Annotated in this window: 13 protein-coding genes; 3 read left to right on the top strand and 10 right to left on the bottom strand. The window is 62.7% G+C overall.

Going from position 1 to position 13,793, the window contains the following annotated elements; genetic code table 11:
• Nucleotides 1–52: 52 nt before the first annotated feature.
• Nucleotides 53–502 (bottom strand): hypothetical protein, encoded by a 450-nt coding sequence (locus tag HU725_RS04025; protein WP_186477455.1) that lies wholly within the window; start codon nt 500–502, stop codon nt 53–55.
• Between the two features lie 213 nt (nt 503–715).
• Between HU725_RS04025 and HU725_RS04020 the strand changes: the two genes are divergently transcribed.
• Both HU725_RS04020 and HU725_RS04015 read left to right on the top strand, forming a co-directional pair.
• Complete coding sequence (locus tag HU725_RS04020) at nt 716–1,180, top strand: multidrug transporter (RefSeq protein ID WP_186477628.1); 465 nt, start codon at nt 716–718, stop codon at nt 1,178–1,180.
• Between the two features lie 15 nt (nt 1,181–1,195).
• Nucleotides 1,196–2,020, top strand: coding sequence for an SDR family oxidoreductase (locus HU725_RS04015; RefSeq protein ID WP_186477454.1), 825 nt, complete (start codon nt 1,196–1,198; stop codon nt 2,018–2,020).
• Nucleotides 2,021–2,047: 27 nt separating this feature from the next.
• On the opposite strand, the gene HU725_RS04010 is transcribed toward HU725_RS04015, so the two are convergent.
• The 5 genes from HU725_RS04010 to HU725_RS03990 form a co-directional block, all read right to left on the bottom strand.
• Nucleotides 2,048–2,842: an SDR family NAD(P)-dependent oxidoreductase gene (locus tag HU725_RS04010; RefSeq protein WP_186477453.1), complete on the bottom strand. Its 795-nt coding sequence runs from the start codon at nt 2,840–2,842 to the stop codon at nt 2,048–2,050.
• 12 nt (nt 2,843–2,854) lie between these two features.
• Nucleotides 2,855–4,309: an efflux transporter outer membrane subunit gene (locus tag HU725_RS04005; RefSeq protein WP_186477452.1), complete on the bottom strand. Its 1,455-nt coding sequence runs from the start codon at nt 4,307–4,309 to the stop codon at nt 2,855–2,857.
• On the bottom strand, nt 4,306–5,367 hold the full coding sequence (locus tag HU725_RS04000) for an HlyD family secretion protein (RefSeq protein WP_186477451.1): 1,062 nt from the start codon (nt 5,365–5,367) through the stop codon (nt 4,306–4,308). Before HU725_RS04000 ends, HU725_RS04005 begins: the two co-directional genes overlap by 4 nt.
• A 27-nt stretch (nt 5,368–5,394) precedes the next feature.
• Nucleotides 5,395–6,921 (bottom strand): MFS transporter, encoded by a 1,527-nt coding sequence (locus HU725_RS03995; RefSeq protein ID WP_186477450.1) that lies wholly within the window; start codon nt 6,919–6,921, stop codon nt 5,395–5,397.
• 109 nt (nt 6,922–7,030) lie between these two features.
• Nucleotides 7,031–7,939 (bottom strand): LysR family transcriptional regulator, encoded by a 909-nt coding sequence (locus HU725_RS03990; RefSeq protein ID WP_060478965.1) that lies wholly within the window; start codon nt 7,937–7,939, stop codon nt 7,031–7,033.
• Nucleotides 7,940–8,134: 195 nt separating this feature from the next.
• Here HU725_RS03990 and HU725_RS03985 point away from each other — a divergent pair, with 195 nt between their 5' ends.
• Nucleotides 8,135–8,587 (top strand): universal stress protein, encoded by a 453-nt coding sequence (locus tag HU725_RS03985; RefSeq protein ID WP_186477449.1) that lies wholly within the window; start codon nt 8,135–8,137, stop codon nt 8,585–8,587.
• Nucleotides 8,588–8,851: 264 nt separating this feature from the next.
• Here HU725_RS03985 and HU725_RS03980 read toward each other — a convergent pair whose 3' ends face one another.
• Genes HU725_RS03980 through HU725_RS03965 form a run of 4 tightly spaced genes read right to left on the bottom strand, consistent with a single transcriptional unit; the run spans nt 8,852 to nt 13,616 of the window.
• Nucleotides 8,852–9,712, bottom strand: coding sequence for an efflux RND transporter periplasmic adaptor subunit (locus HU725_RS03980; protein ID WP_186477448.1), 861 nt, complete (start codon nt 9,710–9,712; stop codon nt 8,852–8,854).
• 10 nt (nt 9,713–9,722) lie between these two features.
• Nucleotides 9,723–9,923 carry a DUF1656 domain-containing protein gene (locus HU725_RS03975; protein WP_060478962.1) on the bottom strand — a complete coding sequence of 67 codons (201 nt, stop codon included), beginning with the start codon at nt 9,921–9,923 and terminating at the stop codon, nt 9,723–9,725.
• Nucleotides 9,913–12,090 carry an FUSC family protein gene (locus HU725_RS03970; RefSeq protein ID WP_186477447.1) on the bottom strand — a complete coding sequence of 726 codons (2,178 nt, stop codon included), beginning with the start codon at nt 12,088–12,090 and terminating at the stop codon, nt 9,913–9,915. The genes HU725_RS03975 and HU725_RS03970 overlap by 11 nt, the downstream gene beginning before the upstream one ends.
• Nucleotides 12,087–13,616, bottom strand: coding sequence for an efflux transporter outer membrane subunit (locus HU725_RS03965; RefSeq protein ID WP_186477446.1), 1,530 nt, complete (start codon nt 13,614–13,616; stop codon nt 12,087–12,089). Before HU725_RS03965 ends, HU725_RS03970 begins: the two co-directional genes overlap by 4 nt.
• Between the last annotated feature and the right edge of the window lie 177 nt (nt 13,617–13,793).

The raw sequence follows: 13,793 nt of genomic DNA, 5'->3' as shown, positions 1-13,793 counted from the left end.
CGAGCAGGCACCGTTGCGGTGCCTGCTTGCTTTGAACGGGTCAAGGTGCGAGTTAGGACAGATCGACTTCCAACGTACCCTCTGCTTTATGTTGAACGTTAAGGAGCCAGGTCTCGAATTCGAAATCCAGTGTCAGCACGCCATTTTTCACAGCTGCTTTAACGTTCGGGCTTGTATCGATATGCGCCATAGAGCCCTTCACAATGAACGCGTTTACGGCTGTAGGTGCCTCGGCAGTACCGGTGATATAAAAAGCCACGCCCAATTCACCCTGAAAGCCCTTATCATCCGTAAAGTTCTGTACAGCTACCACGAACAGCGGGAATGTCTTTTGCGTGACGCGAATTTCATTGGTTGTGAACGTGTCTCTCGAAAGAATGGCCGGTTTAAAAGTGCCCTCTGCTCGCCCCGGTAGATTAAGTTTTTTTTCAGCACTCAGTCCAAGCTTGCTCAATTGCTGCTCAAGTTTAATTCCGGTCCCTTGTTCGCTGGAAGCCATCATGAGTTCCTCATCTACAAGATTAACGTTCGTAAAAAACTTTCAGGCTACGTCAGACGAAATCACACTATGACAGCCTCCCGAACGTCACAACTGGCAAAAATACCAGGTCCGCCCCCCTACTCGACGACTCTGAGCCGCTAAACTGCCGGCGCTTCCAGAACAACTCGCTTTATCGCTACCATGTGTTCAAGGCAATCAGGAGACCTCTTGGCCATGATCATCGGCGCACTGCTCGTTCTCACTTGGCTGGTGCTGCTGTTGCGCTACCCCGCCAAGGCCCTGCCGATCTCCCTGGCGGCCGTTTGTGGGCTGGGGCTGGTGGCACTGCTGGTGGCCTGGCAGGACAATCGCGAAACCGCGCAGCTGGCACGCCTTGACCTGCGCCTGAGCTACGCGCCGCAACAATGCCCTGACGACCGAGCGCTGCTGGTACACATGAAAAACGGCAATCAGGTGCCACTGACCGAACTGCATTGGCGGGTGGCCGCGTATGCGCCGGGCGACACCGTTAACCTTGCAGAGGCTAGCTACAACGCACCGCGCTACCGCGGACCAGGCGAGCTGCAGCCAGGCGCCGAGTGGACTGACTGCCTGCCTTTGCCACCGCTGCGCAGCGGGTATCGGCCACAAACCCTGGAATTTCGCGCAGAACACCTGCAAGGCTCATTCGCCAATTAATCGAAGGCTCTCCCTATGCCCAGCGTTTTGATCACCGGTTGTTCCAGCGGCATCGGCCGCGCCCTGGCCGATGCCTTTCGCGATGCCGGCCATGATGTGTGGGCCACGGCTCGCAAGCCTGAAGATGTCGAACAACTGTCCGCTGCCGGCTTCACCGCAAGGCAACTGGACGTCAACGACGAACAAGCCCTCGCGCGCTTGGCCGATGAGCTGCAAACAAAGCTCGGTGGCCTGGACGTCTTGATCAACAATGCCGGCTTCGGTGCCATGGGCCCGCTGCTCGATGGCGGCGTCGATGCCCTGCGCCAGCAATTCGACACCAACGTGTTCGCGGTCGTCGGGGTCACCCGCGCACTGTTCCCACTGCTGCGTCGTGCGCGAGGGCTGGTGGTCAATATCGGTAGCGTCTCCGGGGTGCTGGTCACCCCTTTCGCAGGCGCCTACTGTGCGTCCAAGGCTGCCGTGCATGCCCTGAGCGATGCGCTGCGCCTTGAGCTTGCGCCGTTCGGCATCCAAGTGATGCAAGTGCAGCCCGGAGCCATTGCCTCGCAATTTGCCAGCAATGCCCAGCGCCAGGCGGATCAGGTGCTGGCGGCGGACTCGGCATGGTGGCCGCTGCGCGAGCATGTGCAAGCCCGGGCACGCGCTTCGCAGGACAAACCTACGCCAGCGGCCGAATTTGCCAAGGGCGTGCTGGCAGCCGTCGGCAAAGCGCCTGTGCCGCCGTTGGTGCGCTTGGGCAACGGCAGCACGGCGTTGCCGTTGATGGCCCGACTGCTGCCACGGCGGCTGCTGGATTGGGCCCTGCGCAAGCGCTTCGGCCTGCTGCGCCCGCTTTGAAATCGGCGTCGGCTGCTTCGAAGCAAATCAGGCGATGGAACGCAAGACTCCGCCATCGACTCGCAAGGCAGCTCCAGTGGTGGCACTGGCCTGCAGGGAGGCCAGATACACCACCATGTTCGCCACTTCCTCCACTGTCGCCAGCCGCTTGAGCAATGAAGTCGGCCGGTGCTCGGCCAGAAAACTGGCTTCCAACTCATCGGTGGACACACCCTGCTCTTGCGCAAGCTTGGCAAAGAAATCGCCCACACCCTCCGAGCGGGACGGCCCCGGCAGCACCGAATTCACCGTGACGCCCGTGCCGGCCAAGGTTTCGGCCAGCCCGCGGGACACCGCCAGCAGCGCGGTCTTGGTCATGCCGTAGTGAACCATTTCAGTGGGGATCTGCAGTGCCGACTCGCTGGACAGGAAAATCACTCGCCCCCACTTGCGCTCGGCCATACCTTGCGCGTAATGGCGCGACAAGCGTACTGCGCTGAGCACATTGACGTCGAAGAAGCGCTGCCAATCGGCATCATCGATCTCGAAGAATGGCTTGGGCTCGAAGATGCCAAGGTTGTTGACCAGAATATCGGTGTGCGGCACCTGGCCGAACAGCTGCTGTGCACCCTGCGCAGTGCCAAGGTCAGCGGCGATGCCGATGATGCGCGCGTGTGGCACCCGTTCGCGAACCGCCTTGAGGGCTGCGTCGACACGAACTTGAGTGCGTCCGTTGAGCACCACCTCTGCGCCTGCTTCGGCCAGCCCCATGGCGATGGCCAGGCCGATGCCTGCTGTGGAACCACTGACGATGGCCCGCTTACCGTTCAAGGAAATATGCATGTGTGCTGCTCCTCAACCATGAGAATGCTGGGGTTGTTCATCGAACGCCTGCCAGCCGCCGCCCAGGGCTTTGTACAAGCCGACCAGCGCCTGGGACACCGCGGCCGAACTGTCGATCCATTGCTCTTCGCTAGCCAGCAGGGCCCCCTGCACGCTCAGCACATTGAGAAAATCCACCGCCCCTTCGACGTACTGACGCTGGGCGGTTTCCAGGGCGATGCGGTTCTGTCGTACCGCCTCTGCCAAGTGATCGCGGCGTAATTGACTGGCGTTGTAAAGGCGTAGCACATCGTCGATTTCGTGCCAGGCATTGAGCACCACCTTGCGATAGTTCAACGCCGCCTCCTGCTGCTGCGCCTCGCGCAGCTCCAAGGTGCCCTTGAGCCGGCCACCCTCGAAGATTGGCAGCGACAACTGGGGGCCGAAGGCGAAGCGACGCGAATCCCAGGCACCGAAATCCGCAAGTTGCATGGCCTGGAAACCGACATTGCCTGACAGCCGAATGCTCGGGTAGAAATCAGCCTTGGCCACTCCAATACTGGCGGTGGCTGCATGAAGGCGCGCCTGAGCCTTGCGGATGTCTGGGCGCCGCTCGGCCAGCTCGGACGGCAGACCAATGGCGAAGCTCTGCTGCGGTGCAGGCAACTGGGCAGCCGGCAGCAACTCGGCCTGCAAGCTGCGCGGCGGCTGGGCGGCAAGCAGGCTCAGGGCATTGATCAGGTCGTCACGCCTGGCCTCAAGGCTTGGCAGGCGTGCCTGGATGGACGCGACCTGAGCGCTGGCCTGGGCCACGTCCAAGCGCGTGGCGACGCCTTCGGCCTGGCGGTCCTGGGAGAGCTTGAGGCTATGTTCAGCAACCTTGAGGTTGTCGCGGGTGACTTCCAGGGTGTGTTGGACGGCGCGCAGCTGAATGTAGTTGCCGGCAGTTTCGGCCAGCAGCGCCAGCAGCACACTGCGCCGATCGTTCTCGGCTACCTGCACGGTAGCATCGGCCGCCTCCACCTGGCGCCGCACCCGGCCCCACAGGTCCAGCTCCCAGCCAGCGACCAGGTCGCCCTGCCAAAGGTTGAAAGCTGAGTGACCGGCATTCCCGGAGGGATCGCTGAGGCCTTCGGCACTGTTGCGGGCGCGGCTGTAACTGGCGTTGGCAGCGACCGATGGCGTCTGATCCGCTGCCACGGTGTTACGCAGAGCGCGGCTTTGCAGCAAGCGCGCACTGGCCATCTGCAAGTCCAGGTTGTTATCGGCAACACGCTGGATCAGCGCGCTCAGGCGTGGGTCGTTAAAGGTCTCCCACCAGCGCAGTTGCAGCGGTTCGGCTTGCGGCTGGCTCGCAGCGGCTTCACCTTGCAACGCTGCCCAGTGCTGCGGCGCAGGGGTGTCGGGGCGCTGGAAGTCCGGGCCGAGGGTACAGCCGGCCATCACCGCAGCCAGAAACAACGGGCTCAAGCGTAAGGCAGGCTTCATCGCGCGGTGACCTCTTGGCTCGCCAGGCTATCGCCTTCGGTATCGATGGTGGCCTCCACCGACATGCCCACCCGCAGGCGTTCAAGCAGTGGCTGGCCATCATCGAAGACGATCTTCACCGGTATGCGTTGCACTACCTTGGTGAAGTTGCCGGTTGCGTTATCGGGTTTGACCGCAGCGAAGGTCACGCCGGTGGCCGGGGCGATACTCTGCACGCGACCCTTGAGGGTGGCACCGGAGAACGTATCCACACTGATGGTCACCGGTTGGCCGGGCTGGACGTGGGTCAACTGGGTTTCCTGGAAGTTGCCTACCACATAGGCTTGCTGCAGCGGCACCACCGACAGCAGGCGTGCGCCCGGGTTGACGAACGCCCCCACGCGCAGTGCGCGCTCCCCGACCATGCCATCGACCGGTGCAGTGATGCGGGTGTAAGACAGATCCAGCTGGGCTTTCTCCAACCCGGCCTCGGCGCGCTTGAGCTGGCCATCGGCGCTGGCCACCTGGGCCGTGAGGATGTCCACCTGCTTACGGGTGGCCAGCAGCGCCGCCTGGGTGTTGGCCAGCCGGGCACGGGCCTGGTCGACCCTGCTGCGCGCCTGCTGAGCATTCTGCACGGTACCCGCGCCCTGTTCAGCCAAGCGGCTGTAGCGGTGCACCTCGTGGTCAGCGAACGAGGCTTCGGCCTGGGCCGCCGTCACCGCCGCCTGCGCCTGGGCAATCAATGCGCCCTGGCGTTCGAGGGTGGCGCGGGCATCGGCGCTCTGCGCCTTGGCTACCAACAACTGAGCCTGAGCGGCATCCAGCGCAGCTTCATAGTCACGGGCATCGATGGTCGCCAGCAACTGACCGGCCTTGACCTGCTGGTTGTCCTCCACCAGCACCTGCTTGATAAAGCCCGACACCTTGGGCGCAACCACGGTGTAGTCGGCGATCACGTAGGCATCGTTGGTCCGCTGGCGGTGATCGCTGCCCAACAGCCACGGGCCGACCAGCGCGGCGAGTACGGCCACAGCGAGCACCGAGCCGATAACGAGAGTTTTGCGGTGATTGGTCATGTTCAGTGTCTCGAATTCATCCAGGGTTCAAGCCACCGCGCGCGGCGGATAGACCCGAGTAGGCACGAAAGGAATCAGGCAGATCAGCGCCACGGCCACGCCGGCCATGACCAGGTAAAGGTCGGCCGATGTGAGCACCAGGGCCTGCTCGTGCACGCGCTTGGCAAGGCCGGCTGCGTTGTCGTCGAGCAGCGGGGCATTACCCAGGCTGTCCACCAGGTGGTTGGAATGAAAGTGCCGACGCAGGGTGCCCAAGGCATCCAGCAAGCCCCCGGCAATTACGGCGGCCAAGCCTTTGACCGTGTTGAACCAACTGGAGGCGAACGGGCCCTCCTGTGGGCTCATGCCGTTGGTGGACAGCATCAGCAAGGGCAGCACGGCCATCGGTTGGCCGAAGACCTGCAGCAGGTAGAACGGGTAGAAGTCGCCCCGTACCCATTGGCTGGTCAACAGGCTGCTGCCCATACAGGACGCCGCCAGCATGGCCAGGCCCACGGCCAGTACCCAGCGGCAGTCCACTGCGCGGATGTTGCACAGCGCTGCGGTCAACGGCAGCGCCAGCAACTGCGGCATGGCCACCAGCAGCATCAGCGGGCTGGTCTGTGCCGGCCGGTACCCTTGGATCTGCGCCAGGTACGCCGACGGGATGCTGCCTACACCGGACAATACGATCAACACCCCGGCCAGGGTCACCAGGGCAAAACTGAGGTTGCGTCGCTGCAGCATGCGCAGTTGGAAGAATGGCAGCGGCTGCGACCATTCATTGAACAGAAACAGCGCCAGCAACAGCACGCCACCGCCCAGCAACCAGCAGATCAGAGTGGAATCGAACCAGCCCCAGCGGTCACCCAACGACAGGCCGAGTACGGTGCAACTGATCGCCGGCAAGCCCAGCAGCACCCCACGCCAGTCGAACTGCCTGAAGCGCTCCAGGCGCAGAGGGTCCTGCGGTAAGCCCCAGCCGACGCAGAACATGGCCAAGGCCGAGGGTAGAATGATCTGCCAGAACGCCCACTGCCAACCGACGTACTCGGTCCACAGGCCCGCCAGCGGTGTGCCCAGGTTAGGCCCGAAGGTCGCGGTCAAGGCATAACACGCCAGGCCATAGACCTTGATGCCTGGCGGCAGAAAGCGCAGGGCCACACTCATCAGCATCGGCGGCAACGCGCCAGAAGCCAACCCCTGCAGCACGCGCAACAGCATCAGGCTGTGCAGGTTGGGCGCGAACGGCTGCAGCAAGCCCAGCACGGCGAACAGCCCAATGGCGCTCAGGGTAAAGCGGCGCAGGGAGAAGGTGGTGGCCAGCCACGGTGCGAAGGCCATGGCGCTAACCGATGCAGCGCTGTACACCGCCAGCAGCCACGCACCTTCGTCTGCACCGATACCCATGCCCCCCCGGATATCGGCAAGCGAAATCTTGGTCACCGACTCGTTGAGCCCAGCACACAAAACAGCGAGCAATACACCGAACAACCCAACCACTACCCGCAGGCCAAAAACTGCTGGCGCGGGGCCGGCAGTGGTTTGGGCAACTGGGGCGGACAAGGCATTCACGGTAGAAATCTCCAGCAACATAATTGCGACTGGAGTAAGTCTAAAAAGCTCGAATGCTGACGAAAACTGACTTCTCGGAAGTTTTAAATTGCGCCAGACGCAATCGGGCTCAAGGGTCGACGCTGCAGCAGGCTTTCAATGTTTGCCGTAACCAGCGATGGGCGGGGTCATTGTGCATGCGCGGATGCCAGGCTTGCAGCACGGTGACCCGCTCCAACGGCACCGGGATCTCGAACGAGCGTAACGGCAGCCCAAGCTTGTGAACGCTGTTAAGGATGTTTGCCGGCATCGGCAGAATCAGGTCGGAATCTGGCAGCGAGAACAACGCTGAGTGGAAGCTTGGGGTAATCAGCGCAACCCGTCGGCGCACTTTGAAATTGGCGAGCTCCACGTCGATCGGGCCGTTGGCCCGGCCACGGCGGGAGACGCTGATCTGTGGGTAACTGGCGAAGCTTTGCGCAGTGATGGGTTGGTCGAAAATTGGGTGATCGCGCCGAGCCAGGCCAACGTAATAAGTCTGGAACAGGCTCTGCACCTTGATCTCGGGGCCAAGGTCGACGGTCGAGCTGATGATCAGGTCGGTGTGCCCAACCCGCAGCACGCTGTCGTCATCGCCACCTGGGCTTTCCGGGACGAAGCGCAGTACCGTGCGCGGCGCCTGCTCATGCATGCGCCGTAGCAGTTGGGCGCCATACAAGGCGATGAACAGGTCATTGGTGCGAATGTTGAAAGCCCGGTCCAGGCGACGCAGGTCGACTTCATCGGCGCTGCGGAACACTTCCCCGGCCTGCTCCACCAATGCCGCCACCTGTTCGCGCAGGGCCAACGCCCGTGGCGTTGGCACCAGGCCACGGCCGGCCCGGACCAGAATCGGATCGCCCAAAGCATCGCGAATACGCCCCAAGGTACGGCTCATCGCCGCCGGGCTGAGATTCATGCGCTGTGCGGCGCCCACCACGCTGCCTTCATCGAGCAGTGCATCGAGGGCCACGAGCAGGTTCATGTCCGGGAGTTGCATGGCCGTTTTTTCCGTTAGCACTGTGTGAAAAGCGATGGTAGCAGGTTGGTGGATTGCACCAGATGCAATGCGCTAATGCGTAAAAGAGTGTTTATTCAGTAGGTGAAATGAGCGAAGAATCGGGTATGGCCTTTTCGCGGGTAGACCGGCGAGAGGGCAGTCGTTGCCTAAAACCTGTTTCCAAGAGGAGCCCGTATGCCCAGCCCCGTTCTGATCGCCATCGACGCCTCCCCTGCCTGCGCGGCCCTGCTCACCCTCGCCAGCCGCTACTGCCGCCCCGGTGACCATGAGTTGCACGTACTGCTGGCCATCGACACGACCTTCGCTGTGCACGACAAACCCGCCCCCTACACAGCCCAGGAGCTTGAAGAATACCCCGCTGCGTGCGAGGAACAGCGCCATGGCGAACGCGCTGTGGCCGAAGCCGTTCAGCACCTGCAGCAGGCCGGTTTCAGCAGTCAGGGCTACCTGGTTGCAAGGCAGCCGGTGGAGGCAATCGTCGCCAAGGCACAAGCGCTGAACTGCGAACTGATCATCATGGGCCATCGCCACCTTTCCAGGCTGGGCCGGCTACTGGATCCGTCGATCAGTGCGAAGGTCATTGACCGAGTCGAGGTGCCGGTGTTGGTGGGGGCGGCGCAGGGTTGACTTAAGAGGTTCATGGCCTTTGAGATCGAGCGCCGCCCGCGCGGCGCATCGCGAGCTGCGCTCGCTCCTACGTTTGTTTCGGGCCAATTGATCCTGCGGGATTTGCGCGCGGACGCCTTGGTACACGACGCGGTATCGCGTCGTATGAACCAGGCGGTCGCGCGCGCCCGTCACAAGCGTTACTGGCCCGAAACAAGCGTAGGAGCGAGCGCAGCTCGCGATGCGCCGCGCGGGCGGCGCTCGATCTCATTGACAACACATTGCTCAAGGCGAACTTGGCGTCACCACCACCGTACAGGTCGTCCCCGCCGCCAACAAAAACCCATCCGGCACTTCATCGATGCGAATGCGAACCGGCACCCGCTGCGCCAGGCGCACCCAGTTGAAGGTCGGGTTCACATCGGCGATCAGGTCACGGCTCTGTGGGTTGTCGCGGTCGTAAATGCCGCGGGCGATGCTCTGCACGTGCCCCTTGAGGCGCTCGCCGCTCATCATTTGCAACTCGGCCTGATCGCCGACTTTCACATGGGGCAGCTTGGTCTCCTCGAAAAAGCCATACACCCAGAACGAATGCTCATCGACCACCGCCATCACCGCTTCACCGGTGCGGGCATAGTCCCCGTTGTGGATGTTCAGGTTGGTCACGTAACCGTCCACCGTGGCGACGATATGGGTGCGTTTGAGGTTCAATTCGGCTGCCGCCAGTTCGGCCAGGGCCTGCTGGTAATCGGCTTGAGCCGCATTGGCGATGTTGCTGGCGTCATCGCGGTTTTCCTTGGAGATCACCAGGTTGTCCAGGTCGGCGCGGCGTTTGGCGTTGACCTTGCGCATTTCCCAGGTGGCCTTGCGCGAAGCGACCAGCGCCTTGGCTTGGTCGACCGCCAACTGGTAGTGCTCCGGGTCGATCTGGATCAACAGGTCGCCCTTCTTCACCCGCTGGTTGTCCTTGACTGGCACGTCTACTACATAACCAGGCACATCGGCGGCGACGTTGATGATATCGGCCCGGACACGGCCGTCACGGGTCCATGGCGTGGTCATGTAATGCAGCCACAACTGGCGACCGATCACCACGGCAGCGGTCAGTACCAGCAAGGTGGCGATCAGGCTGAAGAACTTTTTCATCGAAGGTTTCTCACCAGTAGAGCGACAGCGCCAAGGCGCCGAACAGGCAGACGAACAGGCTCAGGCGCAACAGCGCCGGGTGCCAGAAAAAGCGATAACCATCATGGCTGGCGATGAACCGGTCCAGGCCCCAGGCCAGGCCCAGGGCGAACAGGAATATCAGGGTCATGGTGGGCATATAAACGCCATGGAAGGCGATTTCACGGGGCATGAGGTGTTCCTTTGGCAGGTGCCAATGGCGACTGTGGGTCCAACAAAGAGGACCGGATGAAGTGCAGGTAGCTTTGCGCGCGGCGCAGCACCGAGGTGTCGAAATGCCGGGCGAACGGCTCGTCGGTGGCCTGCACGCGCGCAATGGCGTGGTCTACCGCGACCAATGCCCGCTCGTGGTTGCTGGCGTTGGGCTGCAAGAACAAGCGCGCCAAGGCACGGCCCATGACACGGATCGCCTGGCGCCAAGGCTGCGACTCGGCGTAGGCCGGGTGGATCGGCGCGAGGGCCTGCTCCTTGCGCAGTTCGATGATGGCATGGCCGATCTCGAGCACCGTGAACATCCAGCCCATCAATTGGCTCTGCACCTGCGGCTTGCCGGCCGCCAGGCCATACGCCTGGTGCAACAGGTCGCGGGTGCGGCTCTCGAAGGCCGAGCCTATGCCGCGCAGGCGCCCGCTGATGGCGAACAGCACCTGCTCGCGCAACGCCTGCTCCAGGCGACTCCACAACCAGCGGCTGTTGGGCGGCAGAATGATCGCACCCGCCGCGGCGCAAACGAACATGCCGATGACCATGCCTATGTAGTCATTGATGAAGCCATAGGGGTCAAAAGCGGTCAGGTTGTTCGGCACAGAGCCTATGGAGAAGAACACCAGCAGGCCGATGCCGTAACCTGCATACGCCGGCCGCGATGAGAGAAACGCACCCAATACGAAAACCGGCGCCAGCACCATGCATAGCAGGGGGAAGCCGTCGATCCAGGGGAACACGAAAAACGTTTCGAAAAAGCCGACGAAGGCACCGACCGCCGTACCACAGGCCATCTGGAACGACATGCGCTTGGGGTTCGGCGAAGCCGCCGACAGGCACACGGTCACTGTGGCCACCAGGGACATCATGGCGCCGCTGGGCCAGTCGCTCAGCAGCCAGTAGCTGCCCAGCAGCAACAATACCGCCGAGGCCCGCACACCGGCAGCCAGCGATACCAGCCAACTGGTCTGCGCCACATAGGGCTCGTCCCACTGCTCGCGCTCGTGCCTGTGCGCGGCCAGCGAGGCATGGGTTTGGGCGTAGCTATACATCTCGTCGACAAAGCGATAAAGCAGCTCGAATGCCGTGTGGAAATCGAGCAGGTCGGCTTCGCTGGGGCCGGTTGCCAGGTAATCGGCGCGTAGGCTACGTACCTGTGCCTGCAGGCCTTCCTTGTAGGCTGCCAGCTCCAGCGTCAGGCGTAGCGCATCGGCATCGGTCAGGGCTCGGCCCACATACGGCTGTAGCAACTGCCCCAAGGTTTCCAGGCCCGGTTCGATGGCGCCGACGATCTGCAGCGGCCCACGGGCGCGCAAGCGTTCCAACAGGCGATGTAAAGCGTTGAAGCGCGTGGTGATGGCCATGAACTCGCTGTTCATACGCACCAATCGGCCCGAGCGCCGACGCATGTGCGGATCTTCAAAGGCGGTGACATTGCGCAGGCTCTCCAGCCCCACCGCTTCGGCGACGAAGCGCACGTTGCTGCTTTCGAACCACTCACGCTGGCTGTCGCCGCGCAAGGCTTGCACCACGACGGCGGCAAACACGCCAAAGCGCTGGTACAACGCGTTGCGCATGGCAGCGCTGGCCGATTGCGGCAAGATCGCAGCGCTAACCAAGGTCGACACCATGATGCCCAGGGCGATTTCCAACGCTCGCCAAACCGCCGCCATGAACGCCTGGTCCGGATGCTGTAGCACAGGCAGGCCGATCATCACTGCGGTGTAGCCGGCGAGCACGAAGCCATAGGCACGAAAGGTGCGGTAGCGCATGGCGCCAGCGGAGCACAACCCCACCCACACGGCCAGGCTCGGCAAGAAAAGCTCGGTGTTCTGCGGGAACAGGGCGATCAAGGCGACCATCATCACTGACCCGGCCAGAGTCCCCAGTACCCGGTAGAAGCTTTTGGCGAACACATGGCCACTCTGTGGCTGCATGACGATGAACACGGTGATCATTGCCGTGCGTGGTTGCGGCAACTCCAGGCGCATCGCCAGCCACAAGGTGATGAAAGCCGCCGCCAGCACCTTGAAGATGTAGACCCAGGTGACCCCATCGGTGCGCACCCAGGCAAAAAAGCCCCGGCGCCACTCCAGGCGCTGCAGCCAGCGCATTGGCAGACTCAACATGCTCATTCGGCGTGGTCCGCCTGCGGGGCGAAAATCGCCAGGGTGGCCGGGGTTTTCGGCGCTATTTGGCGCTCTTGCGTGGGCACATCCTGGCCCGCCTGCAAACCGCCGCCCAGGGCGGTGACCAGGTCGGCATGGGCGATCAGGCGGGCGGCCTGCACCTGCTGCTGCACCTGCTGTTGGCGCAACAGCAAGGTCTGTGCATTGAGCACATTGAGGTAGTCGGTCAGGCCCCGCTGGAAGGCCACCATGGCGATGTCGTAGGTTTTTTGCGCAGCCGCCACCGACTCGGCGGCCAAATGGGCCTGCTGCTTCATCGACTCCCGGCGGATCAGCTGGTCAGAGATGTTCTTCAGTGCGCCGATCACTGTCTGGTTGTAGCGCGCCACGGCCACGTCATACCCCGCCGAGGCAACGCCCAGTTGCGAACGCAAGCGGCCACCATCGAAGACCGGCAGGCTGATCGCAGGGCCGACGCTGTAATTGAATTTGCGGCCGGTCAGAAACGCCAGCGGGCCACCCCCTGTGGCCATGAAGCCCAGGCTGCCCACCAGGTCGACGTTGGGGAAAAAAGCAGCGTGGGCGACATCGATGCCACGTGCCTGGGCCGCGACCTGCCAGCGGCTGGCGACTACATCCGGGCGCTGACCGACCAACTCGGCCGGCAGCTTAGAAGGCAGTTTCAGCGGTGCCGCGAGGGCCAAAGTGGGCCGCTGCAACTGCGCCCCCTCCCCTGGGCCTTTCCCGGCCAATGCCGCCAACTGGTTGCGGGTCAGGGCGATCTCCTCGTCCAGGCTATCGAGCTGGCGATGGGTTTCGGGCAGCGGCGCTTGGGCCTGGCTGACTTCGAAATGGGTGCCAATGCCGCCGTCCAGGCGCCGCTCGGCCAAGGCCAGAATCTGCTCCTGTTGCTGGAGTTCAGCCTTGACGATATCGCGCCGGGCAAACTGCAGGCTCAATTGTATGTAGGCCTTGACGATGTTGTTCTGCAGTTCGAGCTGGGCCTGGCGGGCCTGCGCCACGCTCATGTGGGCTTGGTCCAAAGCCTGCTCGCTAGCATTGCGCTCACGGCCCCACAGGTCCAGGGCATAGCTCAACCCAATGGCGGCGTTGTTGTCCCAGGTGTTGGCACCCGACAGCGCGCCTGGGCCGTAGAACTGATCTTCAGGCCAGTTGTGGCGCTTGAGTGTGGCCTGGCCATTGGCCTGAAGCTTTTCTGCCGCTTCCACCACCCCAGCCATGGCCTTGGCTTCACGCACACGGGCCGCCGCCATGGCCAGGCTCGGGCTGCCGGCCAGGGCGAGGTCGATCCAGCGATCCAGCTGCGGGTCTGCGTAAGCCTGCCACCAGCGCTGCTCAGGCCAGTGCGCATCACTGGCAGCTTGGCCAATGGCGGCGTCTGTAGTCAGGGTATTGGCTTGTAGAGGCTCGCTGTGCGGGGCGATGCCCCAGGTTCCGATACAGCCGCTCAAGGTAATGCTAAGGGCACAGGCACTGAACACGTGGAGCGTTCTGATGATGCGACGCGGCACTGCTGCGATTTCCCGAGGAAGAGGTGAAGGGGCTGGGCAATTCTAGGGGCCGGCCGCACTGGCGATAAGCGCACATTCCTGCGAATCTTTGTTACCGAAAAAGCGATAATCCGGCTTTGGTCGAAAGCACATTTACGTTACTTCGTGACACAATTTTGCCCTCTATCTTGAGAGTGA

It is taken from the genome of Pseudomonas promysalinigenes (genome assembly GCF_014269025.2).
GTDB classification, from domain to species: domain Bacteria; phylum Pseudomonadota; class Gammaproteobacteria; order Pseudomonadales; family Pseudomonadaceae; genus Aquipseudomonas; species Aquipseudomonas promysalinigenes.
Note: the sequence above shows the minus strand (reverse complement) of the source record. Positions and strands in the feature narration are given on the sequence as shown.

Excerpts from the sequence above, each read along its gene's own strand:
- HU725_RS04025 (WP_186477455.1), bottom strand. The coding sequence starts at position 502 with ATGATGGCTTCCAGCGAACAAGGGACCGGAATTAAACTTGAGCAGCAA.
- HU725_RS04020 (WP_186477628.1), top strand. The coding sequence starts at position 716 with ATGATCATCGGCGCACTGCTCGTTCTCACTTGGCTGGTGCTGCTGTTG.
- HU725_RS04015 (WP_186477454.1), top strand. The coding sequence starts at position 1,196 with ATGCCCAGCGTTTTGATCACCGGTTGTTCCAGCGGCATCGGCCGCGCC.
- HU725_RS04010 (WP_186477453.1), bottom strand. The coding sequence starts at position 2,842 with ATGCATATTTCCTTGAACGGTAAGCGGGCCATCGTCAGTGGTTCCACA.
- HU725_RS04005 (WP_186477452.1), bottom strand. The coding sequence starts at position 4,309 with ATGAAGCCTGCCTTACGCTTGAGCCCGTTGTTTCTGGCTGCGGTGATG.
- HU725_RS04000 (WP_186477451.1), bottom strand. The coding sequence starts at position 5,367 with ATGACCAATCACCGCAAAACTCTCGTTATCGGCTCGGTGCTCGCTGTG.
- HU725_RS03990 (WP_060478965.1), bottom strand. The coding sequence starts at position 7,939 with ATGCAACTCCCGGACATGAACCTGCTCGTGGCCCTCGATGCACTGCTC.
- HU725_RS03985 (WP_186477449.1), top strand. The coding sequence starts at position 8,135 with ATGCCCAGCCCCGTTCTGATCGCCATCGACGCCTCCCCTGCCTGCGCG.
- HU725_RS03980 (WP_186477448.1), bottom strand. The coding sequence starts at position 9,712 with ATGAAAAAGTTCTTCAGCCTGATCGCCACCTTGCTGGTACTGACCGCT.
- HU725_RS03975 (WP_060478962.1), bottom strand. The coding sequence starts at position 9,923 with ATGCCCCGTGAAATCGCCTTCCATGGCGTTTATATGCCCACCATGACC.
- HU725_RS03970 (WP_186477447.1), bottom strand. The coding sequence starts at position 12,090 with ATGAGCATGTTGAGTCTGCCAATGCGCTGGCTGCAGCGCCTGGAGTGG.